Origin of the sequence: Halodesulfurarchaeum sp. HSR-GB, assembly GCF_031432215.1 — an archaeon.
GTDB lineage: Archaea > Halobacteriota > Halobacteria > Halobacteriales > Halobacteriaceae > Halodesulfurarchaeum.
In genome coordinates, this window is the sequence record NZ_JAVKGN010000001.1 from 97760 (window position 1) to 124286 (window position 26527).

Sequence of the window (26527 nt, forward strand, 5' to 3'; positions counted from 1 at the left end):
GAAGGTTGCTGGAAGATGGAGCCAGTGAGCGGGCGATCAGAGCCCCTATATTCGTGTCCCGCCCACGAGCGGATATGGGATGGCTCTCCAGCCGACTCGGCTCGACCCCCCGGGTCGGGCTGTTCGTCGACGGTCCGAACGTCCTCCGTGAGGAGTTCGACGTGGACCTCGACGAACTCCGTGAGACAGCCGGCGAGCACGGCGCATTGGGGATCACACGGCTCTACCTCGACCAGAAGGCCCCATCCGGCCTGATTCAGGCCGGCGAGGCCCACGGGTTCGACGTGCGCATCACCAGCGGCGACGTCGACGTGAAACTGGCCGTCGAGGCCACGGCAGCAGTTCACGACGCTGATCTGGACGTGCTCGCGATCGCCTCCCGGGATACCGACTTCAAGCCCGTGATCGAGCTGGCCAACCGCGCCGGCATCTCCACGCTCGCGATCGCACCCGGCACCCACGGGCGATCCGACGCGCTCGTCGCGGCCGCGACCGAGGCCGTCGTCCTCGACTGACCAGCACGATTTTCCCGTCCCGTACCCAGGAGTCGATATGCGCGATCTGGGGACCCCAGTGCTCGACGATCACCTCCATCTCGACCGGGCGGGAAAGGGCATCGAAGCCGTGAAAGATTTCGCCCGGAGCGGCGGGACCCATCTCCTCGTCTGTAACAAGCCGTCCTGGCACCTCGACATCGAGCCGGAGACTGGAACTGACTTCCGACCAGTCTTCGAGACGACGCGTTCGCTGGTCGCCGAGGCAAGCGAGGTGCTGCCGGGGCGCGCCTGGCCAGTGCTTGGTGTGCATCCCGCCCTCATCTCCCGGCTGACCGACGATCGCGGGCTGGCCGTCTCGGAGGCTCGTGACCTCATGATGGCCGGGATCGACGTGGCCGGTGAGCTGGCTGCCTCGGGGGACGCCGTCGCGATCAAGTCGGGCCGACCACACTACGACGTCGAGCCGGCGGTCTGGGATGCTTCGAATACGGTGCTCAAACACGCCCTGGAGGTCGCCGCCGACGCTGACGTGGCCGTCCAGCTCCACACCGAAGAGACCGAAGACCTCACGGCGGTCGCCGACTGGGCCACCGATCGGGGGCTCGAACCGAAACGGGTCGTCAAACACTACAGCAGCGGCCGGCTCACGGGCGTGACACCGAGCGTGATGAGCCAGCAATCCTACCTGGAAAAAGCCGTGGCGGCCGGCGAGCCGTTCCTCATGGAGACAGACTACGTTGATGACCCCGATCGACCGGGGATGGTCATGGGACCGAAGACCGTCCCGCGCCGGGTGAACTGGCTGCTCGAACAGGGCCACGAGGAGGCTGTCGAACGCGCCCACGTCGAGACGCCGCGATCAGTCTACGAAATCGACACGCGGGCGACCCTCGATCGAGACTAATCCACGCGCTGGCCGATCGGATAGATCGCGAGCGGCCGCTCGTCCTCGAACTCCATGACCTCGGCGACCGCCGTGTCCTCGAAGCCGCCCACCGAGACGGTGGCGAGTCCGAGGGATTCGACCTGCAGGTGGATGTTCTCCCCGACGTGACCGGCTTCCATCGGGACGTAGAGTTCGCCCGCTCGCGCCCCGTACTCCTGGGCCGTTCGCTCCTCGATGCCCGCGATGAGGAGTGCCACCGGGGCCGCTTCGACCACTTCTTGATCGTACGAGGCCGCCCGAAGCTCGGCCTGAACCGGTTCGACCGCGACCGGGACGAGGCTGTGTGACGCCGGCCGATACTGGTAGACACCAGCGTCGAGGCCGGGCACACCATCCGCCCCGACACTACAGAACACTTCGAGCGGGTAGGTCGCACCAGCACTCGGAGCTGCGCGGTGCCCCTCCGCGTCGGTTTCGCCCTGCGCGGCCCAGAGCAGCTGAGAAACGTCGGCGAGCTCAACTGGCCCGGGCTGGAACTCCCGGCGGGACCGACGGGCGGCGATTGCGGACTCGACTGACTGGGAGCTCTCGGTTCGCGGCTCGGGGAGCTCGATTTCCTCGCCCGCAGAGGGCGCTGTCTCGGTCATACGGCCGCGTTCGGCGGCCACCACATAAGCCTCGGCGTTCGAGCACAGGTCGGTGGCGAAGGAAAGGCCTTAATCCGGGGCGCCCTCCAGTCCGGGTATGAGTGCCCCCGACGCGGAGTTCTACTCCGAGGAACGCTGGGAGAACTGGCTGGATCGCCTTCGCGAAGAGGACATCGACCCGGAGGACGAGGAGTCCGCACGGCTCCTTCTGAACCTCCAGGATGACGTGGCGATCGCGGTCGCGAAGATCCTGACGGCCTACACCGACGGCGAGCTCGACGACGAGCAGACGTTGAGCGAACTCGCGGAGATCCGCGATGTCGTCCTCTCGGACCCGGAAATCGAGAACGAGGACACCCTCATGCTCGTCGACGGCGTCCAGACCAGTCTGGTCGCGGTCTTCTACAGCGCCGAGCGCTTCGTCGCCGATGGGCCGGTCGCGGACGGAACGGTCGAGGAGCACATCCGCCACGCCGCCGCGGCGGAGGGCGAGGAGGACCTGGACGCCGCGCTGGGCCATGCCTCCGCGGCCGGCACCCAGTTGATCGACGGCGACTCGCTGGACATCGGTGTCACCGAGGAGATCGAGTACGGCCTCGTGACCGAGTGGGTCAACGGGCTGGATTCGCTCCGCGAGGCCCTGGCCGATCCGGAAGTCATCGAACCGGACGAGGAGTAGGCCGGCGGCGGGGCACGGTACGCGCTGTTTCGACGTACATCTAAATACGCGGGGGCCATCTGGTAATCCAACCAATGCGCGATGGGCTCGATCTCGGCGACGACCGGGGTGTTTCGGCAGTCATCGGGTTCATCTTCATCTTCGCGATTTTGATGATTCTGCTGTCGGTCAACCAGGCCCAGGTCGTGCCGGCGGAGAACGAGCAAATCGAGTACCAGCACTTCGAGGACGTTCGAAACGACCTGGTGGACCTTCGGAGCGCGATCTCGACGGCGGGCCAGAACGACGTCTCACAGTTCCCGACGGTGAAACTCGGGACCGCGTATCCGCCACGCGTACTCGCGGTAAACCCACCACCGGCCTCGGGCACGCTGCGGACCAGTGAGGCCTACAACATCACGATCACGGATGAGACGGGGACGACCGTGGAGATACCCACCCGCTTCCTGGAGTACCAGCCGGGGTATCACGAGTTCCAGTCGGGACCGACCTGGTACGAGAACTCGGTGTTGTACCTCGATGAGAGCCAGCGGGGTGGAATCGTCATTATCGAAGAGCAGAACCTCGTCACCGACGACAACACCGTCCGGATCACGGCCCTCCAGAACGACTTCCGCCGAAGCGGAACTGGTCGCGTGACCGTCGAACTGTATCCGACTCAGGCGGGCGATCTCTCGGAGTTGACTGGTGAACTGGAGATCGCGATTCCCACACAACTCTCGGGGGACACGTACTGGGATGAGGCCTTCGATGATGACGTGACTGTCAACCCAACGGTGACGCCCGATTGGTACGAATCAGGCGTTCACGCGCTGAATCTGACTGTCGAGACGGATAATTTGGAGATCAACACCGTGGGTATTGAATCAGAGCCCGACGCCGGAAATGGTGCAAAGCAGAACGTGGGAGTCCCAGACAGTGGAAATAATGGCCAACCAGATGAGGACCTCCCCATTGCAAGTTTCGCGTACACACGGAAAGGTTCGTCAGACCAGGTAGATCTTGACGGGTCCGCCTCTCAAGGAGATATTGACACTTACGAGTGGGATATTGGTGATGACGGAGATGTTGACGCCACTGGGCAAACCGTAAATAAAGCCGACATCCCACCAGAGACAGATGTGCGGTTAATCGTGACGGACTCATCCGGCAAATCGGACAGTACTGTCAGGAACATACCGTGAGTAGAGATTGACGGATCACTAATCTTCGACAGTTTCAACGATCGTCGAACTCCCTATCGACAGTACCATAAGCCGTCCCGAAGTATCGCCGCCAACCCATGACTGCAGTCGGCATCGACGGCATCGAGATCTGGTCGGGGAAACTCAGTCTGGACCTCCCCGAGGAGTTTGCACCCGTGATGGACGACGACCCGGAGAAGTACACCAAGGGGCTGGGCCTCTTCCAGAGTTCCTTCCCGGATGCCTACGAGGACATCGTCACCATGGCCGCGAACGCGGCCTATCGACTGATCGAACGCAAGGACATCGATCCCGCCGACGTCGGCCGGATCGACGTCGCCACCGAGAGCGCCTTCGACAAGTCAAAGCCGGTCTCGACCTACGTCGCCGGCGCGCTGGAGCAGGTCCTCGACGGCGAGTTCCGCCACGCGAACAAGGGCGAGCGGAAGTTCGCCTGCATCTCCGGCACACAGGCGCTCAACGACGCGATGAACTGGATCGCCGCCGGGCGGAATCGGGGCCGCGGGGCCATCGTCATCGCCACCGACACCGCACTCTACGAACGGGGCGACCCCGGCGAGGCCACCCAGGGGGCCGGCGCGGTCGCGATGTACGTCTCCGAAGACCCGTCGATCGTCGAACTCTCGATGGAGCAGGGCTTTGGCTCGGTCGACGAGACTGACTTCCTCAAGCCCAACCAGCAGTTCCCCAGTGTGGACGGCAAGCGCTCCATGCAGGTTTACCTCGCCCGCATGCGCGAGGCCCTGGAGGACTTCGAGTCCGTCACCGGGAAGAGCCACCCCGATGACTACCGATTCATCCCCTTCCACACGCCGTTCCCGAACATGGTCCGGAAGGCCGCGGTGCTTGGCTACCGGCACATGATCCGGGATACCGACATCGAAGACGAACTGGCCGCGGAGATCGGTCGCCAGCCACGGCCCGAGGAGTACGAGGACGATGACGCCTTCTCCGAGGACATCCAGGCCTACATGGACGCCCTCTCGGAGACCGAGGCCTACCGCGAGTGGTACGAGCGAACCATCGAACCCACGCTGGACATCTCCAGCCGAGTCGGGAACTGGTATACGAGTTCGGTGCACCTCGCCCGTCTGAGCGCGTTGATCTACGCGAAGCGGGAAGGCATCGACCTCGCGGGGGAAACCCTGCTCGTCGGGTCCTACGGCAGCGGGGCTCAGGCCGAGATCCACGAGGAGCGAGTCGTCGAGGGCTGGGAATCCGAGATCGACGGCGACAGCGTCGACGAACTGCTCGCCGCCCGCCACCCGATCACCTTCGAGGAGTACGAGCGGGTCCACGACCAGCACAACCACGCGAAGGAGAAAACGCTCGAACCCTTCACGGCCCCCGAGGGCGAGTTTGTCTTCGACGGCTGGGGCCCGATGAACGAGCGCCAGTACACGTTCATCGAGTAATCAGGGAAACTCGCGAAGTCGGGCCCGGAGTGCCTCGGGTTCGAGAGGCGTGACAGCGAGTGAGACGCCATCCCGGCGGGCCAGATCGGGGGCGTGTTCCCAGAGGTCCGATTCTTCAATCCCACACAGGAGCACCGCGTTCGGTTTCGGGTTGACCACGCGCAGTGCCACCAACGGCGATTCGCCCCTGGTGACGTTCGTAAAGCCCAGTACCCGGTTCGTCGACTGGCCGTAGAGCCGGTAGAACTCCTCGGAAGGGAGCTCGGCGATCGCCCTGATGCTGTCGATGACGGTGTGGCCGCTGATCGCGGAGCGATCGCCCGCAACGACCTCCGTGGCCCCGATGTGCTCGTAGAACTGGGCGAGCGGGACCGACCGCGAGTACTCACGCAGATCCAGCACCACGTCGCTGTCGAACCCGGCCGAGAGCACCCGAGCGAACTGGCGGGCGTGCTCGCCCCCTCGACGCTCGTCGATAGCCAAGAGCGCCCGAACGAACCTGGCCACCAGCTCTGACCCGGGACTGGCCCGGCGCCCGCTCTCGTAATCGGAGACGACGGAGGGAGAGACCTCGAGCTCCCGAGCCAGATCGGTCTGGGAGATCTCGAAATCGGTTCGCCACTTGCGAAGGGTCTCACCCGGTTCGTCGCTGAGTGTCACCTCGCCCGCGATCCGCTCTGCGAGGCGCGCACGCGGGTCGTCCATAGACGCTGGTTGCGAGCCGTTGCCGAAAAGGGTATCGACAGGTGCCGAACTCCGAGCGAAGCGTTACCCTCACCTGGGTGGCCGGCCGAGTGCGGCCATGGCGAGAGCGTACCGACCGGACGACGCCGACGCCCTCTGGGAGCTCAAGCGCGGCTTCGAACTCGGGCTCGGCTCGGGAACGGGCGACGGGTCGAAAGCCGAGCGGTATCAGGCGAAACTCGATGCCGAGTACCGGCGAAACTATCTCGACTGGGTCGACCGCTGTATGAACGAGGAATCCCGGGCCGTCCAGGTGACCGAGCGAGAGGGGGACGTGGTGGGCTATGTCTTCGTCTTGCCCGAGACGATGGCACACATCTGGGACGGGGCGGTGCTGAACGAGATCTACGTCGAACCAGCCCATCGCGGGACCGACGTTGCTGACGAGTTGATGGCCGCGGCCATCGAGGTCGCCCAGTCACAGGCCCTCCCCCTCGATCGATTCCTGCTCGATGTCGACCAGTCGAACGAGCGGGCCCAATCACTCTACGAGAATTACGGGTTCGAACACTGGGGCGAAATGATGGCACGGGAGCTGTCTCCGGAAAGCCGGGAGGCCGAGGAAGCGGGCACGCACCGACCCGGCGAGCAATCGACCCGGAACCGATAAACGCGGGACCCAGCAATAGTGGGTAATGGCGGATTGGACCGAACGGTATCGGCCCACGACACTCGGCGAGGTCCGCGGGAACGACTCGGCCCGCGACGAGTTCGAGGAGTGGGCCGACACCTGGCCGGACCACCGCGAGGCGGTCATCCTGCATGGCTCACCAGGTATCGGCAAGACCTCCGCAGCCCACGCGCTGGCCGCGGACAAGGGCTGGGACGCCGTCGAACTCAACGCGAGCGACCAGCGAACCGGGGACATCATCGACCACGTGGCCGGGGAAGCCGCCCGCACCGGCACGCTCGGCGGCGGCACGGGTGGTCGCAAACTCATCATTCTCGACGAGGCCGACAACCTCCACGGGACCGTCGACCGGGGCGGAACGGGAGCGATCACGCGGCTGGTCAAAGACGCGACCCAGCCGGTCGTGCTCATCGCAAACGAGTTCTACGACATGTCCAGAGGCCTGCGAAACGCCTGCCGGGACATCGAGTTTCGGGACGTCTCGAAGCGCTCGATTCTGCCCGTGCTCCGTGACATCTGCCGTCGCGAGGACGTGACCTACGAGGACACAGCCCTGGAGGCCATCGCGGAAAAGAACGATGGAGACCTGCGCTCGGCCATCAACGACCTGCAGGCCCTGGCCGAGGAGCACCAGACCCTCACGGCCGAAGACGTGGTCACGGGCGATCGGGACTCGACGGCGGATATCTTCCCGTTCCTGGATGTCGTTCTCAAGGAAGGGGACGCCGAAACGGCGCTCAAGACCGGGTACGACGTGGACGAGACCCCCGACGATCTGATCCACTGGATCGAGGACAACATGCCCAAGGATTACGAGGGGGCAGAACTGGCCCGGGCCTACGACGCGCTCGCGACCGGCGACCGGTGGCTCGGTCGGGTTCGGGCGACCCAGGACTACAGCTACTGGCGATACGTGAGCGACAACGCCGTCGCGGGAGTGGCCGCAGCGCGTGAGGGGAAGAAAGGCGGCTGGACACGCTACGGTCCGCCAAGTTACTGGTCGAAGCTCGGCCGCTCGCGAGGCACGCGGGAGACCCGCGACTACGTGGCCCGGAAAATCGCGGAAGTCGGTGGCATGAGCATGGGGACGGCCCGGCGAGCAGTCCTCCCCTATCTCGCGGCGATGACCCATCACTGCAAGAACCGAGAGTTGACCGTCACCATGGCCGCAGCCTACGAGCTCGACGAGTCACACGTGGCCTTCGTCACGGGCAGCGGCGAGGACACGAACAAGGTCCAGTCGATCGTCGAGGACGCTCGCTCGCTCCGGGAGGAAGCCGCCGTCGAGCACTCCGGAGGGGCCTTTGCGGGGAGCCATGGGTCCCAGTCCGAAGGGGTCGAGACGGAGCCAGCAGAACAGGCCGAGGACACCGAAGAGCCGCCCGAATCCGGGCCGGCTGCGGAAGACGAAGAGGAGGAGGACGACTCTCAGTCCGGCCTGGACGACTTCTTTTGATCGGGGTCGTCCGCTGCTGAGCGGGTAGACTTTTGCTGCCGGGGCCGGGTTGGGAGCACATGGGACTCGACGAGGACGCGCTGGAGTATCACGCCCGGGACCCGCCGGGAAAAATCTCGATAGCGACGACGAAGCCGACGAACACCCAGCGAGATCTGAGTCTGGCTTACTCGCCCGGGGTCGCCGCCCCCTGTGAGGAGATCGCGGCCGACCCGACCGACGCCTACACCTACACCGCCAAGAGCAACCTGGTGGGGGTCATCTCGAACGGCAGTGCCGTGCTCGGACTGGGGGACATCGGCGCCGACGCGGCCAAACCGGTCATGGAGGGGAAAGGAGTGCTCTTCAAGCGCTTTGCGGACATCGACGTCTTCGACGTGGAACTCGATCTCGACGACCCGGACACCCTGGTCCAGGCGATCCTCGCGATGGAGCCGACGTTCGGCGGCATCAACCTGGAGGACATCAAGGCCCCGGACTGCTTCGAGATCGAGGAACGGCTCCGTGAGCAGATGGACATCCCGGTGTTTCACGACGACCAGCACGGGACGGCGATCATCACCGGCGCGGGCCTCCTGAACGGGGCCGAAATTCTGGACAAAGAACTGGAGTCCCTCGAAGTGGTGATCTCCGGAGCGGGGGCGAGTGCCATCGCGACCGCCCGCTTCTACACGGCTCTGGGGGTCCCACGCGAGAACGTCACCATGTGTGACTCGACGGGCATCATCACCCAGGATCGCGTCGACGCCGGGGACGTAAACGAGTATAAGGCCGCGTTTGCGCAGGACCGGCCCGCGGGCGACCTCGCCGACGCCATGGCGGGAGCTGATGTCTTCGTCGGGCTCTCCGTCGGCGGGATCGTCTCCCCGGAGATGGTCCGGTCGATGGCCCCGAACCCGATGGTCTTCGCCATGGCGAACCCCGACCCCGAGATCGGCTACGAGGACGCCAAGACGGCCCGCGAGGATACGGTGATCGCGGCCACCGGGCGGTCTGACTTCCCGAACCAGATCAACAACGTCCTCGGGTTCCCCTTCATCTTCCGGGGAGCACTCGACGTGCGCGCGACCCAGATCAACGAGGCGATGAAAGTGGCTGCCGCCGAGGCACTGGCGACCCTCGCCCGGGAGGACGTCCCCGACGAGGTCGTTCAGGCCTACGGCGACCAGCCCCTCCAGTTCGGCCCCGAATACGTGATTCCGAAACCCCTGGACCCACGAGTGCTCCTCCGGGTCGCACCCGCCGTGGCCGAGGCGGCCATGGAGACCGGGGTGGCCCGTCGGGAGATCACTGATCTCGACGCGTATCGCGAGTCACTCGAAGCCCGGCTGGGCAAGTCCCGCGAGATGATGCGGATCATCTACAACAAGGCCATGGCCGACCCGAAGCGGATCGCCCTCGCGGAGGGCGGGGACGAGAAGACGATCAGAGCGGCCAACCAGATGGCCGATGCGGGCATCGCCGAGCCAGTGCTCATCGGGGAGACGACGGCGATCGACCGCCAGATCGACGAGCTAGGCATCGAGTACGAACCCGAGATTCTGGACCCCCAGCAGGCGGACCTCTCCGAACAGGCACGGTTCCTCTACGAGCACCGACAGCGCAAGGGGATGACCCGCAACGAGGCCCAGGAACTCGTCAGACGGGACCCGAACTACCTGGCGAGCGTGCTCGTCGAGCGTGGCGAGGTCGATGCCATGCTCACCGGGCTGACCTACCACTATCCCTCCGCGCTCCGGCCGCCTCTCCAGGTGATCGGGACGGCCCCGGAGGCGGATTTCGCGGCCGGGGTCTACATGCTCACCTTCCAGAACCGGGTGGTGTTCGTGGCCGACGCCACGGTCAACCGCGACCCCTCGGCCGCGTGTCTGGAGGAGGTGGCCGAACACACCGCCGCCCTGGCCCGGGAGTTTAACGTCGAACCACGGGTGGCGCTGCTCTCCTATTCCGACTTCGGCAGCGTGGACGACGCGGCCACCCAGGTGCCCCGCGACGCCGCGACGCGACTGCGCGAGCGGGCCGATATCGACTTCCCGGTCGACGGTGAGATGCAGGCCGACACGGCCCTCGTCGAGGACATGCTGTCGGGAACCTACGACTTTTCGGACCTCGAAAAACCGGCGAACGTCCTGGTCTTTCCGACCCTCGAAGCGGGAAACATCGGCTACAAACTCCTCCAGCGACTGGGCGAGGCCGAGGCCATTGGTCCGATGCTCGTCGGGATGGACAAGCCGGTGCACGTCCTCCAGCGCGGGGACTCAGTCGATGACATCGTGAACCTCGCGGCCGTGGCGGTGGTCGACGCCCAGAACGGCCCCTCGACGAAGGGACGCTGACTCCCTACCGAATCGCTGACTAGTCCCCGGCGTGTCGATCCGCTCGCGAGGGAGGGGGAACCTGGTCGGTCGACTGCCGTGTGGGCCGACCGCTGGCAGTATTCCGGTTGACGTGTGCATACTCTTCTGGCGCGTTCGCCAGCGGGTGGGCCGGGTTCTGCCCGCTCGCGACGGCGGCGGCCCGGACCGTCTCGAAGCCGGCGATTCGGGCCCGAATCCCCCGCCAGTGGTGGGCCGTTCCCGGCGGGTGACTCAGGCCGGCCACGGTTCGAAATTCGCGGTCCCGGCCGGCCAACACGGCGGCGTTGACGTTGCTCGCCAGGTCGTCGTGATCGACGAGGACGCCGACGGCAGCCGATTCCGGGGCCCGGGCTGCAAGCGCGTCGAGCCCGAGGTGGAGCGCCCGATACTCAGCGACGTTGTTGTCGGGAGCCCCGTCGGGGATGGCGAGCCTGGCGACCCGCTTGCCGCTCGCGGTCTCGATGATCACGCCCAGTCCGGCACCGGTCGACTCGAAGGAGCCGTCGGTCGCCACGTAGTAATCGCGGCGGTGGGTGTGTGGCGGGTGGGCGATGTGCGGCGTGGGTGACTCGTCGAAAAGGTCACGCAGTCGTGGCCGGCCCATGGAGGCCATATGCCCGCTTGTGGGCCCGATTACATAAACCGCTCGCCAAAACTGATAGTCCCCGGCCACGATGACAGGTATATGCAGGCTCGCGAGTTGATGACGGCCGACGTCGAGACCGTCCAGCACGATGACTCCGTCGGCGAAGTACTCAAGAAGATGTCCCAGCGACCGTTCAACGGCTTCCCCGTCGTGGACGACGACGGTCGGCTGGTCGGAATCGTGACCCAGCGGGACCTCGTGGACATCTTCGAGCCAAGCGATCGCACGTTCTGGATTCCGGTGGGGCTGCCGCCCTTCCTGGAGCCAGTTGATTACGCCATCGAGGCTTCCTTCGGCGATCTGGACCTGGAGATCGATCTGGCCCGTCACGCCGGGGACCCGATCAGCACGGTGATGACCGAGGACGTCGTCACCGTCGGCCCGGCGGAGGACATCGAGACGGTCATCGAGATCCTGGCCCGGCCGGAGCCGAACGTCAATCGGGTCCCCGTGGTACAGGACGGCTTCGTCGAGGGCATCATCACCCGACAGGACGTGCTCTCGTACCTCCACCGGACGGGCGGGCTCGGCGGGGAGTCGGAACCCTGAAAGTATCGAGTGTGTAGTACCGAACGTGTCGAAAACGAGGCAGGCCCTCGCGTGGCTTCTCCTGTCGGCCATCTGGGGCACGGCGTTCATGGCGATCAAGGCCGGACTCGGCCCCTTTGGGGACACGCCGGTCCTCTTTGCCGCGTTTCGCTATGACCTCGCGGGCATCCTCATGCTGGGCTACGCGATCGTGGCCACCGACCAGTGGCGGCCCGAATCGCGGGCCGGCTGGATCGTGGTACTGGTCGGCGGGGCCTTCATGATCGCCGGGTACCACGCCTTCCTCTTCGTCGGCGAGTTGAACACCACGAGTGCGGTGGCCGCCGTCGTCGTGAGCCTGAGCCCGATCTTGACCACCGGGTTCGCTCGCGTGTTGCTCCCCGGACGAGCGCTCTCGCGGCTGGGCACGGTCGGCCTGTTCCTCGGGCTCCTGGGTGTCGTCGTCATCGCCCAGCCCGATCCAGCCGCACTGCTGGGGAGTGGCATCGGCGAGTTCCTGGTGTTTCTGGCTGCCGTGAGTTTCGCGCTGGGGAGTGTCCTCGCGACGGCCGTGGACGCTGCCCTCCCGATCGAGACGATGGAGGCCTGGTCGATGGTTCTGGGGGCGATCATGCTCCACGGGATCAGCGCCGGTCTGGGCGAACGCCTCGACGCAGTCGTCTGGTCCGGCGAGGCCTTGCTCGCGCTCGGTTATCTCTCCGTGGTCGCCAGTGCGATCGGGTTTCTCATCTACTTCGACCTGCTGGATCGGCTGGGGCCCGTCGAGATCAACCTCGTCTCGTATCTGGCCCCGATCTGGGCGGCCCTCACCGGGTGGCTGGTTCTCGACGAGTCGGTGTCTGCCGCCACCGCGGTCGGGTTTGCGATCATCGTGGCGGGGTTCTGGCTGATCAAACGGGAGGCGATCGGCCGTGCGCTGGGCGATCGACTGCCGGCGCTCGGACGCGACCGCTAAGGGGCTCCCCGTTCAACGACCGCTATGGACATTCGAGACGCCACGACGTCGGACATCGAATCGATCCGCGCGGTGGCCGAGGCCGCCTGGCGAGCCGACTACCCGGACACGCTTTCCGAGGACACCATCGAGTCGGGCGTCGCCCACTGGTACGGCGATCCAGTCGTCGAGATGGAACTCTCGAATCCCGGCACCGAGTTGCTGGTCGCCCTGCAGGACGGTGAGGCCGTCGGATTCGTTCACGGCCACCGGGCCGGCGAGACGGGGACGATTCTCCGATTACACGTCGATCCCGCCCACCGCGAGGCGGGCGTGGAAACGGCACTCTTCGACGCGATCGAGGAGGCGTTTGCGGCGGACGGAGCGAAAACGCTTCGAGGAACAGCCCTGAAGGCGAACGATCACGTGACCGAGTTGTACCGATCCCGGGGCTTCGAGCAGGTCGATACCGAGCGGACCACGATCGACTCGAATCAGTACCCGGAAGCGGTCTTCGAGCGACCGGCGTAGCTACTTGGCGTTCGCGATCCGTTCGACCTGCCGGGCGGACAGGCTGATCTCGGTCGCTGCGAGGTCCTCTTCGAGTTGATCGATGGAGGTCGCGCCGGCGATTGGCGCGACTACCTGTTCGTGGGCCAGCAGCCAGGCGAGGCTCACCTGAGCCGGGGAGGCCTCGACCTCGGCCGCGACTGCCTCGACTTCCTCCAGGACGTCGAAGTTCTCCGAAGTGAGATAGGAGTCGACGAACTGCTCGTCAGTTGCCCCCCGAGAGCCGGGCGGTGGTGTTTCGCCACGGGTGTACTTCCCGCTGAGGAAGCCCCCGGCCAGCGGGGACCAGGGGATGATTCCGAGGTCGTAATCCCGGCACATGTCCAGATAGGTCCCTTCGATCTCCCGGTTGACCGCGTTGTACCGCGGCTGGACCACTTTGAAGGGCTCGTAGCCCTCCCGCCGGGCGATCTCGTTTGCCTTGACGACCTTCCAGGCGTTTGGCTCCAGTGTGGAGGCTCCAAGGTAGTTCACGGCCCCTCGCCGGACGAAATCGTTCAGCGTTCGCATGAACTCCGGGGCGGGCGTGGTGTCGTCCCAGCGGTGGATGTAGAGCACGTCGACGTAGTCGGTGCCAAGCCGGTCTCGGATCCGGTCGATCTGTCGCCGGAGGTGCTTGCGACCCAGCCCCCGACCGTTCGGATCGTTGCCACGAGTGGGCCAGTAGATCTTCGAGGCCACGACGAAGTCTTCGCGATCGCGTTCCGCGAGCCAGTCCCCGATATAGGCCTCGGCCCGGCCGTCGCCGTACATGTCAGCGGTGTCGATGAACCGACCGCCGGCCGCCTCGTAGGCGTCAAGCAGTCGGTGGGCCTGATCGCGATCGATCTCGATCGCCCCCGTGTCGTCCTCGCGGCCGAACCGCCAGGTTCCAAACGCGATCTCGGAGACCCGCGTACCGGTCCGTCCGAGCGGGACTGTCCCCAGTTCCATGCACTCGAAGACGGCCCCGACCGAGATAAAAAGTCCCGTTCTCAGTCGGCGTTGTACCGGTGGCCGGCGATCAGTGCCAGCAGATGAACCGCAATCAACACGGCGACGGTCAACTGCATACTCGACGTGTCGAGACCCCGCAGAATGAGCGGCACGTAGATGAAGGGAAGCGCAACGGCGGCCCAGAATCCCACGGCCTCGAGTGGACGCAGGAGCGGGCCGTGCCCGGGTGGCGATGCACCGGTCGGATCGTGGGTGTGGGAGGGACTGGACATGGGGACCACCGCTACCAAATTGTAGCGGCCAGAGGCCCATATAGCCGCCAGAACGTTTCCCCCAGTTCAGTTCTCTTCACCCCGGATCGCGGCCTTTTAGATCGTTTAATCGATCCATTTCCAGCCCCGAGACGATTTATCGAGGGCGCTCGGAGCCGAACGGGAGACCGGAAACCCGGCCCAGATGTTTAAGTACGAAAGCAGGGCCAACCAGGCCCATGGTGCGATCGAACCCACGACTCGAAACGAGAAACGACACCCTAATTGCCCGGCTGCTCGCCTTCGCCGTCGACGCTGTGCTCCTCACTATCGCTCTGGCGGTCCTGGGTGGGCTTACCGTCACCGTCGCTCCCAGGTTCGTAGGGGTGCTCGGACTCCTGGTCTGGCCGCTTGCGTTGGCTTACTTCGTCGTCTTCGAGGGGATCAGCGGACAGACACCCGGCAAGCGACTGTTCGGGATCACCGTCGTCCAGCGGGACGGGCGGCCCGCTGGCGTATCAGCGGCCGTCCTCAGAAACCTGTTGCGGGTCGTCGACGCGCTGCCGACCGCGTATCTACTGGGTGGGGTTCTCATCTATCGCTCGGATGACGGGCAGCGACTCGGGGACGTGATCGGGAACACCGTAGTGGTGAAAACAGGGAGTTAAGCGGCTCAATCGGGGAACTCGACGCCTTCGAACTCAAAGCGGGCCCCACCCGCCCGGCTGTCGGTGACGGCCACGTCCCAGTCGTGTGCCACACAGATCTCCTGGACGATGTTGAGTCCCAGACCGGTCCCGCTCTCGGCGGTCGTGTAGCCGGGCTCGAAGGCCGTTTCCCGGTCCGACTCGGGAATTCCGGGGCCGTCGTCCGCGACGTAGAACCCACCCGCGAAGTCCCCGACCCTCACGGTAACTGCCGTGCCGCCGTGTTCGATTGCGTTTCGAAAGAGGTTCTCGAAGAGGTGTCGGAGCTGATCCGGTTCGGCCAGAACCTCGGTCTCGGCCGCGATCTCCAGATCGGCAGCTTCGGTTTCGACTACGCCCCAGGACTCCCGGGCGATGGCCGCCACCGCAACCGGTTCCAGTGCCGCCGTGGACTGGGTGCTGTGTGCGAGCGCGAGCAATTCCTGGACCATCGTCTCGATGCGTTCGAGGGCCACGACGAGCGGGGCGGCGTGTTCCCCGGCCATGTCGGCATACCCCTTGGCGACGGTCAGCGGATTGCGGATATCGTGTGAGACGAGTGAGATGACACCGACGAGTCGATCCCGGCGGACCGCCAGCCGGTCGGCCCGGTCCCGGACTTTGAGATACTGGTAGGCATACACGAAGTTGAGTACCGCGCCGATCGCCATCGCGTTCAACAGGAGATACAGCGGCTCGGCCGGCAGGGGCTGTTCCAGACTGAGGAGGAGCCGCATGTAGGTCGCGATGACGACGAACACGCCCATCCCGAGGAGGACGGACAACCCGAGGACGGCGATCTGCCAGGAGGAAAACGCGTGCTGGCGGGACTGAAATCCGAACCAGATGAGCCCAACACCGACGGCCATGGGGAGCAACAACTCGAGAACCCGGATACTCGGATAGGCGTTCCCGTAGACGAAAAAGACAAGCTCCGAGAGAGCCGTCAGGCCGATGCCGGAGCCGACGAGCAGCCAGCCACCCACCGGGGAGGCCGTGTCGACGAGGTGGCCGACCGCTGTCCGAATCGACGAAAGCGACGAGCCCAGCAGATCGGTTTGCAAAGACACGCCACCCGGTTATTTTCAACCGTGTATAAATCCTCGTCCCGAGCTATCAATCGAGAAAACAGCGACCGGTGCAGGGTGAATCGGTGTGGGGAGATCTGGTCGGTCGGACGGGTACCTGACAGGACAGTAACTTCGAGTCGAAAGTGCCCGGGGAGGGGTTCGAACCCTCGACCTCCGCATGTCCCAGGTCCAAGGCTCGGTCGACCTGAGATGCGAGCCACCGATGGCCGCACCGAATCTCGAAACCCTATGAGTGCGGCGCTATGACCACTAAGCCACCCGGGCTCACGCCCGGCTTAGTCACTGGTCCCCTAAAACCTTTGTATCTCCGATGGGGCGACCCGCCGAGTTTATCACGGCGGGGGAAGACCTGCCAACATGAACGTACCGTCGGCCGTCGCGGAGGCCCTGGGGGACGAGACGGTGTCGGCGACCGTCTCGCTCAAGGGCGAAGACGCGTTGTACGTCACCCCGACCCGGACGATTCACTACGGGGCAGAGGGCTTTCTCAGCGACGAATCGATCGAATCCTATCCACACGATGCAGAACGGGTGACCGCCGAGGAAGGGCGGCGAAAGTCCACGATCACGTTCGATTATGGGACCGACGGGACACGGTCGCTCACCGTCCCGGAGAAGTACGTCTCCGATTCGCTTCACCCGATTCTCGCGGGCGTGTTCCGTGCCAGGGGCGTCATCGAACCCGGGGAGACAGTCAGTGCGACCTACCGTTTCGGCGAACTGACACTCGTGGTGACGAGCCGTCGGCTGGTCAAACACGTGGGCGCGGCGGTCTGGGACGAGGAGTACGTGGCAGTCACCTACGAGTCGGTCCAGGGCCTCGAAACCGAGAAGGGCAGTGTGGCTTCCCAACTCGTGATCTCGACACCGGACCGAACCGAGCGAATCAAAACCCCGAACGAGGGGTTCCGACGAGTGGACGAGACGGTCCGGGACGCCATCTACCAGTTCTACGAGGTGGAAGACCAGGCGGCCTTCGAGGCGGCTGTTCGGCCGGCGGAGGAAGACGAGGAGCCAGACACGAACGAGGAATCGACGACTGCTGGCAAACCGGAGCCAGCGGAGTCGGCCGCGTTCGTTTCGGCGGTCGATACCGAGTCGATCCGCGAGGAACTCGACGAACTGGAAGCGGCCCTCGACGACCAGGAGACACTCCTCGAAGAACAACTCGCGGCGATCGAGGACCAACGTTCGCGGCTCGAAACGCTGCGATCACAGATCGAGGACTGATCACTCCCGCCCGGTGACTTTTCGGATACAGGAGGAGCCGAAGGGGCCATGTTCGCCCGCCTCCAGATTCAGAAAGTATCCGGTAGCGATCGAAGCGCCACAGCGACGGCAGGTGAACTCCCCCTCTTTCGTGACTACCTCGGCCTCGAAGCTGACGTAGTTCGATCCGGCGGGGTAGACGACCCCCGAGTCCCGTTCGATGATCCCCTCGTTTTCGGCTCGTTCCAGGATCTCGCGAGTCGTTCGCGGGTCGGTCGTGATGGTCTCCAGGCGATCGATGACCTCGGCGACGGAGAGTTCGACGTCCTCGAAGCGGTCGAGAAGTTCGACACCGAGTTCGACGCGGTCGGTCACAGCGAAACTCCACACGAATCGGGATTAAACCTTGTCCCTAGCTGCACTCACTCCAGCCACACGCCTGGCAGGTCTTACAGCCCTCGGAGTAGTACAGGTCCATCGAGCCACACTCGGGACATTCGGGGCTCTCCCCGGCGTCGATGAGCGACTGCGTGGATCCCTCCGGCTCGGTATTTGTGGCGACCGCGCCGCCACCGTCAGTTTCGGTGCCGCTGTCTTCAATGCCGTCGAGGGTCTCCTGCTGGGGATAGGGTTTGTCGACCTCGTCCTCCAGATATCGGTACATCGCCGTGCCGATGGCATCGGGGATCGAGTTGATCTGTTCGCCCTTGTCCCAGGCGACCTTGGGGCTGCGGGTTCCCTTGAGTTCGTCGACGATCTCGTAGGGGTCCACGCCGGAGCGCAGCGCCGTCGAGATGACCTTCGCGAGGGCCTCGGTGAACGAGTTCGTGAAGCCGCCGGAGTGGCCGATGTTCGCGAACAGCTCGAAGGGGCGCCCGTCGCCGTCCTCGTTGATCGTCACGTAGAGCTTGCCGTAGCCCGTGTCGATCCGCTGGCTCACGCCCTGCAACGCGGCGGGCCGGGCCCGTTTCTCCGCGTAGTCCGGGCCCTCGATGGAGTCGAGTTCGCTTCCCAGGAGCTCGGCGACGTCCTCGCGGCCGAGGAAGGACTCGAACCCGCCGAAGACGTCCTCGATCTGCTCGATGATGGTCTCGGCGACCTCGGCCTCGTCCATGTCCGCGAACTCGGTGTTGTCCGCGCGGGTCGTGAGTACCTGCTTCGAGCGAGTGCCGTCTCGATAGACGGTCACCCCCTTTCCACCGTGGTCGTAGATGTACCGGAGGACTTCGTCCATATCCTCGACGGTCGCCTCCCGCGGGAAGTTCACGGTCTTCGAGATCGAGGAGTCCACGCCCTCCTGAAGGGCGGTCTGGATCGAGGCGTGTTCCTTGCCGGTGAGATCACTGGAGGTGACAAAGAGTTCCGCGATGGCATCAGGCACCGTCGAGAGTCCCTCGACGCCGTCGAACTCGTTTGCGGCCATCTGCTCGGTGGCCTCAGCTTTCACGTCCTCGACGTCGATGTCGTTTGCCTCCAGGGTCCGGAGGAAGTAGTCGTCGAACTCGACGAGCATCTCCTCGCCCTGCACGTCATCAGAGACGTTCTTGTAGTAGGCGACGTTGAAGATGGGCTCGCAGCCGCCGGTGGTGTTGCCCACCATCGAGGTCGTCCCGGTCGGCGCGATCGTCGTCGTGTTGTGGTTGCGGATCGGATAGCCCTCGGCCCACTCCTCGGGATCCTCGCCGGTGTGGTGTTCGAACCACTCGGCATAGCGGGTCGGATCGGCGTATTTGGAGTTGTCCCACTCCGCGAAGCTGCCCCGTTCGAGGGCCAGCTCGTGGGAGACCTGCTTGGACTCGTGGTTGATGTGGGTCATGAGCTGGCGGGCGACCTCGTTTGCCGGTTCGGAGCCATAGCGCATGCCGAGCTGGACGAACAGCTGGGCGATACCCATGATCCCCAGCCCGATCTTGCGCATCGCGCGCACCTTCTCGGTGATCTCCTCGACCGGGAAATCGGACATCGTGACCACGTCCTCGAGGAACCGGGTCCCGATTCGGATGCGGCGGTCGAACTCCGCCCAGTCGATGGCCCCCTCGAGGAAGGCTTCGATGGCCGCCTCCCGGCTGTCGTAGGCGTCCTCGTTGGCGGCCGACCAGGCCCGCCAGTCAGAACTGTCAGTTGCAGCGATAGTCGAGAGGTTCACGTGACCGAGGTTACAGGCCTCGTACTCCTCCAACGGCTGCTCGCCACAGTTGTGGCAGACGAGGCCGTTCGCGACGAAGGAGTGGGTGTCCGGCTCGGTCAGGTCGTACACCGGTTCGTGGCCGTCCGCTTCGACCGCCGACACCGTCGCCTCGAAGGCGTCGCTGTACGGGCTGGTCGTGTATTCGGCCAACCGATCGTCGAGCGCGTCATTTTTGTCCTCCCGGAGGAAGCCGATTTCCTCACGGAAGGTGACCAGCGAATCTTTCGAGATGACGAGGTCGTGGTCCGCCTGGCGTTCGTAGGTCTTCGTACCACCCTTCCCGTCGGGCATCTCCTGCCTGCCTGCCTCGTGGCGGTCCTCGTATATCTTGCTGAAGATCCCGAAGTTCAACAGGAGTTGCTGGACCTCCTGGAGAAGGTCAGTGTCGGTGCTGGTGAGACGGACCGAGACGCCTTTCTCCACGTTCCCCTGAACGCTCCCATCCGCGGTGAACAGGGCTCTGAGGAATCCCCGGGCCATCACTTCACTGCCTCGCATGACCGCCTCGGGAACCTGGAGCTTTTCGTCGGTGAGTCCAGCCTGTTCGGCGTACTCGTAGAGGCGTGCCGAACGGACCCGTTGTTCGATGGCCTGGGCGCCGCGATACCCGTCTCCCCGGGAAATCTCGCTGACGCCGATCTCGTAATCCGCGTTGCCGCGCGGATCACGGACCACGTCGTTGACGTCTGCGGCGAACTGCTCGGAGATTTCGGCGTCCTCGTCGTAGAAGTTGAGAACGGCACGTTCCTCGCCGTTCTTGAGGTGCCCGTCTCCGACGAGCCAGCCCAGCACTCGGCCCTCCTCGGCGGAGCCGTGGTTCCCGAACTGGCCTTTTCGGTCCTGCACGTGGACCGTGTCGCCTGGCTCAAGGTTCTTTGCCTCTACCCACCCCTCGTCGGTCATCATCCGATGGTCAGCAGTGAGGCGGAGTTCGTACCCTTCCTCGGTGGAGAGTTCGTAGACGTCCTTTACGCCAGTCTTGAACACGCTGCTGGCTTCCTTGGTCGCATCGTCGTCGCTGAGCCGACTGTCGACGACGACGTCGCGTGCGACTCCCTGCTCGTAGAGTTCTTCGGCCGGGACGAGGCCGTCCTCGGTGCTGATCAGCGTCTCACCGGTCACACAAGGGTTGGTCGCGAGCATCCGGTGATCGGGATGCTCGTCGACGTCGAAGGAGTGCTCCTTGTTCGCTCGCTCAAGATAGATGACTCCCGGCTCGCCGTTTTCGTGAGCCCCCTCGACGATCCGCTCCCAGAGGACTGCTGCGGGCAGGGAAAGCTCCTCGCCGACCTCGACGTACTCCCCGAGATCGTAGCGGGAGTACATCTCCTTTGTCTCCGCCGTCGCGATGTGGGGTTCTTCCGTGCGTGGGTTCGTGAGCGTGTACTCCTCGTCGTTAGCCAGCGCCTCCATGAAGCCGTCCGTGACGCCCACGGAGATGTTGAAATTCGAGAGATGGCCCTCGACGGCGTTCCGGAGGTGCTCGGGGACCCGTCCCTCCTCGTCGATCAGGTCCCGGGCTTCCTCCAGGGCCTCGGAGAAGTCGGTGTAAGTCGGGTCGTCCGGATCGTTGAGCTTCAGCGTGTGGGCCAGCGAGACGTCCTTGTTCTTCGAGTGGATGAACTCGATGACGTCCGGGTGGGAGATGCGCATGACCGCCATCTGAGCCCCGCGACGGGTGCCCCCCTGGGCGATGGTCTCGGTCATCTGGTCGAAGGTCCGCATGAACGTGATCGGCCCGGAGGCGATGCCGCCGGTCGAGCCGACCGCGTCGCCATACGGCCGTAATTGCCAGAATGCATACCCCATGCCGCCCCCGCTCTGGAACGTTAAAGCGGCCTCTTTGGCCGTTTCGTGGATATCTGCGAGGTCGTCGTCTGGCGAGTTGACAAAACAAGCCGAGAGCTGCTGGAGTTCGTTGCCCGCGTTCATCAGCGTGGGCGAGTTGGGCATGAAGGAGAGTGTGCCCATCAGCTCCTCGTACTGGGCGGCCAAATCCTCGACGTGGGCCCGAATCTCGTCGGGGACCTCGGGCACGACGGTCTCGTAGGCGAACTTGTTGACGTTCTCGGGAGTCAACTCGATCTCGACGTCGTCCTCGACGGTGGTCCCCTCGCCAAAGACCTCAGCGGCGAGTTCGTCCCGACGCGGGTGGTCCGGCTTGACCTGGTCCGGCCGCACCGTTACCGTCAGGTCGCGGTTCGCTGCCTCGTAGGGTACCTCCGCGAGCGCGATGTTCCGCGCGACCCGAGTGAAGAGGTCCTCCTGGGTCTCGACGAGGTCCCCGTCGGCGTTCTTCTTCAGGTAGCGTGCCGGGAGGATGTTGTGATAGGCGTTGGCCGTGAGTCGTGTTTCGAGCGTGTCGCCGGTGACCCGTTTGACGGGGAGTTCGTACTCCCCTGTCCCCTCCGTACTCATCTCGATACCTCCACAGTCAGTCGTGTGCGTGAATGTCCAATGTACATGTGTGCCGGGAGATGCGGGTAGCGAACGAAGCCGCTCGTCCGGTAAACCCGCGTCGGTTCGACCCGCCAGCGGGTGTGTCTTCCCATGCCACACCTGGCGGGTACGGAGCCACTACTTCGGTAACGGGGGCACCAGTATAAGCCTACTCCCGCCGGACCGAAAGTGAAACCAGCGGCGAAATCGACCGAGATCGAAACGGCCCCACACTCCCGATTTCTGGGGCGTGAGCGAAAATTCGTGGGTTTCTATGCGGCAAGCAGGAAGTGCTCGATCAGGTCGTGACCGACCGGCGTCAGCACGCTCTCGGGGTGAAATTGCACGGCGACGATGGGATGTTCCCGGTGTCGAATCGCCATCGGAATCGACTCGCCGTCCTGTTCGGTCCGGGCCGAAACCTCGAAGACCGCAGGCACGTCCAGTGCGATCAGCGAGTGGTAGCGACCGCCCTGGAACTCGGGTTCGATTCCCTCGAAGATGCCCCGACCGTCGTGGGCGACCGGATCTGCCTTGCCGTGGACCGGTTCGGGGGCAGTGCCGACCTCGCCCCCGTACACCGAGACCGCCGCCTCCATCCCGAGACAGACACCGAGTGTGGGCACCTGCGGAGCGACCTCGCGGAGGACCGGGGCCGAGACACCCACGTCGCGGTCGTTTGCCGGGTGACCAGGCCCGGGACTGATCAGGATCGCGTCCGGATCGACCGCCCGCACGGCCGCGAGATCGACGGTGTTTTTCAGGACCGTGATCTCGGGGGTTGTTCCGTCCGGCAGCGTGACCTTCGAGACGTACTCCACCAGGTTGTAGGTAAACGAATCGTAGTTGTCGATCACGAGCACCTTCATCGGGGCACCTCCAGCCCGTTCTCGATGTCCCGGACCGCCGTCAGCGCCCCGTCCATCTTCGCCTCGGTCTCTTCGTACTCGCTCGTGGGATCCGAATCGGCCACGACGCCCGCACCGGCCCGAACCCGGAGGCGGTCAGGATCCCCCGACTCGATGGTCGCCGTCCTGATCACGATCGCCATGTCCATGTCCCCCTGCCAGGAGACATAGCCCACGCCGCCACCGTACACCCCCCGTGGCGAGGCTTCGAGGTCGTGGATGAGCTCCATCGCCCGGCTCTTGGGGGCCCCCGAGAGCGTGCCGGCTGGAAAGCAGGCCCGAATCGCGTCGAAAGCGTCCTGGTCCTCCCGGAGACGGCCGGTTACCGTCGATTCGATGTGCTGGACGTGGCTGTACTTCAGCACGCGCATGAACTCCGTCACGTCCACGCTCCCGGGTCGGGAGACTCGTCTGACGTCGTTTCTGGCCAGGTCGACGAGCATCGTGTGTTCGGCCCGCTCCTTGTCGTCGGCCAGCATCTCGCCGGCGAGTCGACGATCCTCCGCGGGACTGGACCCCCGGGGACAGGTCCCGGCGATCGGGTTGTTCCGGACCGTCTCGCCGTCGACAGCAACGAGCGTCTCGGGACTCGCACCCACGATCGAGCGGTCCCCGTATGACAGCAGGTACATGTACGGCGAGGGGTTGACCGCCCGCATCGAGTCGTACAGGGCCACCGGATCGATGTCACCTTCGAGTTCACGCGTGCGCGAGACGACTGCCTGATACACCTCTCCCTCGGTGACCGCCTGCTTCGCAGTTGCCACCGCGTCCTCGTAGGCGGACTGTGAGCCCGCCCGTTCGGCTGTCCGACGGAAGTCCCCACCGGCGGGCGATTCGGCCTGTTCTAGCCGTTCTTTGACCGAGCGTGCTTCTGCGAGCAACTGGTCGTAGAGCTGGTCCGGATCCGTCTCCGGGGCCACCACCGGCGTGAACAGGATCGAGACGGTGTCTGCCACGTGATCGAAGACGAGTGTCCGTGTCGTCAGCGCGAACTGGGCGTCGGGTACCGGGCTCTCCGGACGCTCGACCCCGAGCTCCGAGAGCCAGAGATCGTACACGGCGTCGTAAGCCAAAAAGCCGACCAGCCCCCCGGAGAGGTGTTGGCGAGCGGCGTCAGGGAATCCACGTCGCTCGATGTCGGGCAGCCCCCGCCGCAAGCGGTCGAGCACGTCACCCGTCCCAGTAGCCACGAGGTCTGCCGCCGGCGAATCCCGCAGTCGCGTGATGCTGTCGCCGGCCGCATCCAGCGTGAGTACCGCGTCGGGGTCATAGCCGACGAAGGAGAACCGGGCGTGACGCTCCGTCGAGTCGCTGGCGGAAAAGGCATCGGCCGGGTCGCTCGCGGCCGTTTTCTCTCCGCTCTCCAGGAGGAAGCTGTACTCGCTTTCGCCGTCCAGGGCCGTCGCCGCCGAGAGCGGCGAGACGGAGACCGGGAGTTCGGCGGCGACCCGGACGACCACCGGTTCCGCGGCGTCCAGGAGGGCGGCGAATTCCCCTCGCGAGCGGTCGAGCAGACTCATCAGTCTCGCCCCCTCGCTGCAGCCACGAACTGGTCCATCGCCGCCCCGTCTTTCTGCCCGGGTTCCGCCTCGACCCCGGAAGCCGCGTCGACGGCGTACGGGTCGACAGTCGAGACCGCCGAGCGGACGTTCTCGGGCGTGAGTCCGCCGGCGAGCACGACCGGTGTGTCGAGCTGGGTGAGCTCCCGGGTCGCCGTCCAGTCGTGTGTCTGGCCCGTCCCGCCGGCCCCGGACTCGTCCGTCGAGTCGATCAGGAGGGCATCAGCGGCGTCGGCATACGCCGCCACCGCCGGTTCGTCGTGGCCAACGGCTGCAATGACTGGCGTTTCGTCGGCGAGGGCCTCGACCTCCGCCGGAGCGAGACCGGCATGGACCTGGATCGCGTCGGGATCGACCCGGTCGATCAGTTCACGCGCTCGATCGACCGATTCGGGCATCGTCACGAGGACGGTGCTGACGAAAGGCGGAACGGCCGCAAAGAGCCGTGCAGCATGCTCGCCGTCGACAGCTCGTGGTGTCTCGACTGGAACGTCAACGATCGCGCCGACGGCGTCCACCCCAGCCTCGACTGCTCGGGTTACGTCCACCTGCCGGGTGAACCCACAGAGCTTCACGCGGACCATCAGACCGCCGGGACGGCTTTCAGGGCCGTGAGTTTCTCCATTGCAGCGCCGGAGTCGATGGCCTGTGCAGCGACCTCGGCACCCTCCTGGATCGAGTCTGCTTCCCCGGCCACGTAGATCGCTGCCCCGGCGTTTGCGAGGATAATGTCACGCATCGGGCCCTGAACAGTCCCGTTGAGGATCCCCGTCAGGTGGTCGGCGTTCTCCTCGGGGCTCCCACCAGCCACGGCCTCGATTCGTGCCCGTTCCAGCCCCATGTCGGCGGGCTGGAGGGTGTACTCCTCGATCGAGTCACCGGTCACCTCGGCGACGACCGTCTCGTCGTGGATCGCGATCTCGTCGAGGCCCGAACCGTGAACGACGAGGGCGTGCTCGACGGGCATGTGTGCGAGCGCGCGGGCGACCAGCGGCACGAGTTCGGGATCGTACACGCCCAGGACCTGTGCATCCGCCCCGGCCGGGTTCGTCAGCGGGCCGAGAACGTTGAACACGGTCCGAATGCCCAGTTCCTGGCGGGGACCGATGACGGCCTTCATCGCGGGGTGGAACACCGGGGCGAGCATGAACCCGATCCCGGACTCCTCGATGGCCCGTTCGACGGCCGGGGGTTCGGCCCCGACCGGAACACCGACCGTCTCGAGGACGTCGGCGCTCCCGGACGAGGAGGAGACCGAGTAGTTACCGTGTTTCGCGATCGGGACGCCGGCCCCGCTGGCCACGACCGCACTGGTCGTCGAGACGTTGATGGTGTCGTAGTCGTCCCCGCCGGTCCCACAGGTGTCGACCAACCGGTCCCGTTCGGGCTCGATGGTCCTCGCAGCCGCTCGCATCCCCTGTGCAAACCCGGCGATTTCGGCTTCTGTCTCGCCCTTCGAGCGCATGGCCGTCAGCAGGGCCCCGATCTGGGCGTCCGTCGCATCCTCGAAGACGGCTGTCGCCGCGGCTCTGGCCTCCGAAACGGAGAGGTCTTCGCCGTCAGCGACGCGTTCGATGTACCCTTGCATTGGAATCACCGATGTACTGTTTCGGTATCTAATGGACAGGTTTGTACATCACTTAACGTTTTCGTAATTCCCATTCGTCGTCGACCGTTTCGAAACCTTCAACTGTTCCGACCGGATACGATTGGATGGAAGCACGAGGGTCGGTGGTCTAGTCTGGCTATGACACCTCCTTGACATGGAGGAGACCGGCGGTTCGAATCCGCCCCGACCCATTTTCAGCGACTCTCACTTCGCAGCGACCAGCGTGCAGTGTCGCTGCGATGAGATCGCGGTCGTAAACGGGTCAGCGGATTCGAGCCCTATCACGAGCGAGGAACGAGTGAGTCTTCCTCGCCGGGATTTCCAATACTACCCGAGTTTCGATACGACCGCTCGAACCGGCACAGCGGCGGCAAAGATGGTTCGAGAGCATATACGGGGCGGGTGACCGATTCGGGGCCTGTCACCGGTGGA

Annotated in this window: 25 protein-coding genes and 2 tRNA genes; 14 read left to right on the forward strand and 13 right to left on the reverse strand. The window is 65.0% G+C overall.

Annotated features, from left to right (window positions below; translation table 11 throughout):
- The first annotated feature begins 74 nt into the window (after nt 1-74).
- Both RH831_RS00595 and RH831_RS00600 read left to right on the forward strand, forming a co-directional pair.
- Nucleotides 75-515 carry an NYN domain-containing protein gene (locus RH831_RS00595; protein WP_310552358.1) on the forward strand — a complete coding sequence of 147 codons (441 nt, stop codon included), beginning with the start codon at nt 75-77 and terminating at the stop codon, nt 513-515.
- A gap of 37 nt (nt 516-552) precedes the next feature.
- Nucleotides 553-1401 carry a TatD family hydrolase gene (locus RH831_RS00600; RefSeq protein ID WP_310552359.1) on the forward strand — a complete coding sequence of 283 codons (849 nt, stop codon included), beginning with the start codon at nt 553-555 and terminating at the stop codon, nt 1399-1401.
- Here RH831_RS00600 and RH831_RS00605 read toward each other — a convergent pair.
- Entirely contained in the window at nt 1398-2030 is a 633-nt protein-coding gene (locus tag RH831_RS00605; RefSeq protein WP_310552360.1) for a SagB/ThcOx family dehydrogenase, read from the reverse strand. The two genes, RH831_RS00600 and RH831_RS00605, sit on opposite strands and share 4 nt — an antisense overlap.
- Nucleotides 2031-2127: 97 nt before the next feature.
- On the opposite strand from RH831_RS00605, the gene RH831_RS00610 reads away from it, so the two are divergent.
- The 3 genes from RH831_RS00610 (at nt 2128) to hmgB (ending at nt 5329) form a co-directional block, all read left to right on the forward strand.
- Nucleotides 2128-2709, forward strand: coding sequence for a DUF2150 family protein (locus RH831_RS00610; protein ID WP_310552361.1), 582 nt, complete (start codon nt 2128-2130; stop codon nt 2707-2709).
- Between the two features lie 74 nt (nt 2710-2783).
- Nucleotides 2784-3893 carry a hypothetical protein gene (locus RH831_RS00615; RefSeq protein WP_310552362.1) on the forward strand — a complete coding sequence of 370 codons (1110 nt, stop codon included), beginning with the start codon at nt 2784-2786 and terminating at the stop codon, nt 3891-3893.
- Between the two features lie 98 nt (nt 3894-3991).
- The gene (gene hmgB, locus RH831_RS00620) at nt 3992-5329 is read left to right on the forward strand and encodes a hydroxymethylglutaryl-CoA synthase (protein ID WP_310552363.1); all 1338 of its coding nucleotides are present in this window, start codon (nt 3992-3994) and stop codon (nt 5327-5329) included.
- Here the strand turns inward: hmgB and RH831_RS00625 are convergent, their stop codons facing one another.
- A complete protein-coding gene (locus RH831_RS00625) occupies nt 5330-6034 on the reverse strand; it encodes a helix-turn-helix domain-containing protein (protein ID WP_310552364.1) in 705 nt (234 codons plus the stop codon).
- Between the two features lie 97 nt (nt 6035-6131).
- Between RH831_RS00625 and RH831_RS00630 the strand changes: the two genes are divergently transcribed.
- From RH831_RS00630 to RH831_RS00640, 3 genes are read left to right on the forward strand one after another with little or no spacing between them, the layout of a single operon-like run.
- On the forward strand, nt 6132-6683 hold the full coding sequence (locus tag RH831_RS00630) for a GNAT family N-acetyltransferase (protein ID WP_310552365.1): 552 nt from the start codon (nt 6132-6134) through the stop codon (nt 6681-6683).
- 25 nt (nt 6684-6708) lie between these two features.
- The gene (locus RH831_RS00635; RefSeq protein WP_310552366.1) at nt 6709-8160 is read left to right on the forward strand and encodes a replication factor C large subunit; all 1452 of its coding nucleotides are present in this window, start codon (nt 6709-6711) and stop codon (nt 8158-8160) included.
- Between the two features lie 59 nt (nt 8161-8219).
- On the forward strand, nt 8220-10496 hold the full coding sequence (locus tag RH831_RS00640; protein WP_310552367.1) for an NADP-dependent malic enzyme: 2277 nt from the start codon (nt 8220-8222) through the stop codon (nt 10494-10496).
- Between the two features lie 19 nt (nt 10497-10515).
- Here the strand turns inward: RH831_RS00640 and RH831_RS00645 are convergent, their stop codons facing one another.
- Nucleotides 10516-11130 carry a ribonuclease H gene (locus RH831_RS00645; RefSeq protein WP_310552368.1) on the reverse strand — a complete coding sequence of 205 codons (615 nt, stop codon included), beginning with the start codon at nt 11128-11130 and terminating at the stop codon, nt 10516-10518.
- 72 nt (nt 11131-11202) lie between these two features.
- On the opposite strand from RH831_RS00645, the gene RH831_RS00650 reads away from it, so the two are divergent.
- Genes RH831_RS00650 through RH831_RS00660 form a run of 3 tightly spaced genes read left to right on the forward strand, consistent with a single transcriptional unit; the run spans nt 11203 to nt 13177 of the window.
- Nucleotides 11203-11712 (forward strand): CBS domain-containing protein, encoded by a 510-nt coding sequence (locus tag RH831_RS00650; RefSeq protein WP_310552369.1) that lies wholly within the window; start codon nt 11203-11205, stop codon nt 11710-11712.
- A gap of 25 nt (nt 11713-11737) precedes the next feature.
- Nucleotides 11738-12667, forward strand: coding sequence for a DMT family transporter (locus tag RH831_RS00655; protein WP_310552370.1), 930 nt, complete (start codon nt 11738-11740; stop codon nt 12665-12667).
- 24 nt (nt 12668-12691) lie between these two features.
- Entirely contained in the window at nt 12692-13177 is a 486-nt protein-coding gene (locus RH831_RS00660) for a GNAT family N-acetyltransferase (protein WP_310552371.1), read from the forward strand.
- On the opposite strand, the gene RH831_RS00665 is transcribed toward RH831_RS00660, so the two are convergent.
- The gene (locus RH831_RS00665) at nt 13178-14149 is read right to left on the reverse strand and encodes an aldo/keto reductase (protein WP_310552372.1); all 972 of its coding nucleotides are present in this window, start codon (nt 14147-14149) and stop codon (nt 13178-13180) included. It abuts the gene before it with no gap.
- Nucleotides 14150-14190: 41 nt separating this feature from the next.
- Entirely contained in the window at nt 14191-14424 is a 234-nt protein-coding gene (locus RH831_RS00670; RefSeq protein ID WP_310552373.1) for a hypothetical protein, read from the reverse strand.
- Nucleotides 14425-14642: 218 nt separating this feature from the next.
- Between RH831_RS00670 and RH831_RS00675 the strand changes: the two genes are divergently transcribed.
- Entirely contained in the window at nt 14643-15071 is a 429-nt protein-coding gene (locus tag RH831_RS00675; protein WP_310552374.1) for an RDD family protein, read from the forward strand.
- 5 nt (nt 15072-15076) lie between these two features.
- On the opposite strand, the gene RH831_RS00680 is transcribed toward RH831_RS00675, so the two are convergent.
- Entirely contained in the window at nt 15077-16159 is a 1083-nt protein-coding gene (locus RH831_RS00680; RefSeq protein WP_310552375.1) for a HAMP domain-containing sensor histidine kinase, read from the reverse strand.
- 144 nt (nt 16160-16303) lie between these two features.
- A tRNA-Met gene (locus tag RH831_RS00685) sits at nt 16304-16444 on the reverse strand.
- Nucleotides 16445-16537: 93 nt separating this feature from the next.
- On the opposite strand from RH831_RS00685, the gene RH831_RS00690 reads away from it, so the two are divergent.
- Nucleotides 16538-17410, forward strand: a complete 873-nt coding sequence (locus tag RH831_RS00690; RefSeq protein WP_310552376.1) for a hypothetical protein — start codon at nt 16538-16540, stop codon at nt 17408-17410.
- On the opposite strand, the gene RH831_RS00695 is transcribed toward RH831_RS00690, so the two are convergent.
- The 6 genes from RH831_RS00695 to trpD form a co-directional block, all read right to left on the reverse strand.
- A complete protein-coding gene (locus RH831_RS00695; RefSeq protein WP_310552377.1) occupies nt 17411-17764 on the reverse strand; it encodes a DUF5830 family protein in 354 nt (117 codons plus the stop codon).
- A 37-nt stretch (nt 17765-17801) separates the two neighbouring features.
- Nucleotides 17802-21995 carry an LAGLIDADG family homing endonuclease gene (locus tag RH831_RS00700; protein WP_310552378.1) on the reverse strand — a complete coding sequence of 1398 codons (4194 nt, stop codon included), beginning with the start codon at nt 21993-21995 and terminating at the stop codon, nt 17802-17804.
- 293 nt (nt 21996-22288) lie between these two features.
- Nucleotides 22289-22885, reverse strand: a complete 597-nt coding sequence (gene trpG / locus RH831_RS00705; protein WP_310552379.1) for an anthranilate synthase component II — start codon at nt 22883-22885, stop codon at nt 22289-22291.
- The gene (trpE, locus tag RH831_RS00710) at nt 22882-24441 is read right to left on the reverse strand and encodes an anthranilate synthase component I (protein ID WP_396275451.1); all 1560 of its coding nucleotides are present in this window, start codon (nt 24439-24441) and stop codon (nt 22882-22884) included. Before trpE ends, trpG begins: the two co-directional genes overlap by 4 nt.
- A 5-nt stretch (nt 24442-24446) precedes the next feature.
- Complete coding sequence (locus RH831_RS00715; RefSeq protein WP_310552381.1) at nt 24447-25070, reverse strand: phosphoribosylanthranilate isomerase; 624 nt, start codon at nt 25068-25070, stop codon at nt 24447-24449.
- Nucleotides 25070-26074 (reverse strand): anthranilate phosphoribosyltransferase, encoded by a 1005-nt coding sequence (gene trpD / locus RH831_RS00720; protein ID WP_310552382.1) that lies wholly within the window; start codon nt 26072-26074, stop codon nt 25070-25072. The genes RH831_RS00715 and trpD overlap by 1 nt, the downstream gene beginning before the upstream one ends.
- A 137-nt stretch (nt 26075-26211) precedes the next feature.
- On the opposite strand from trpD, the gene RH831_RS00725 reads away from it, so the two are divergent.
- Nucleotides 26212-26286 (forward strand) — tRNA-Val (locus tag RH831_RS00725).
- Nucleotides 26287-26527: the final 241 nt, after the last annotated feature.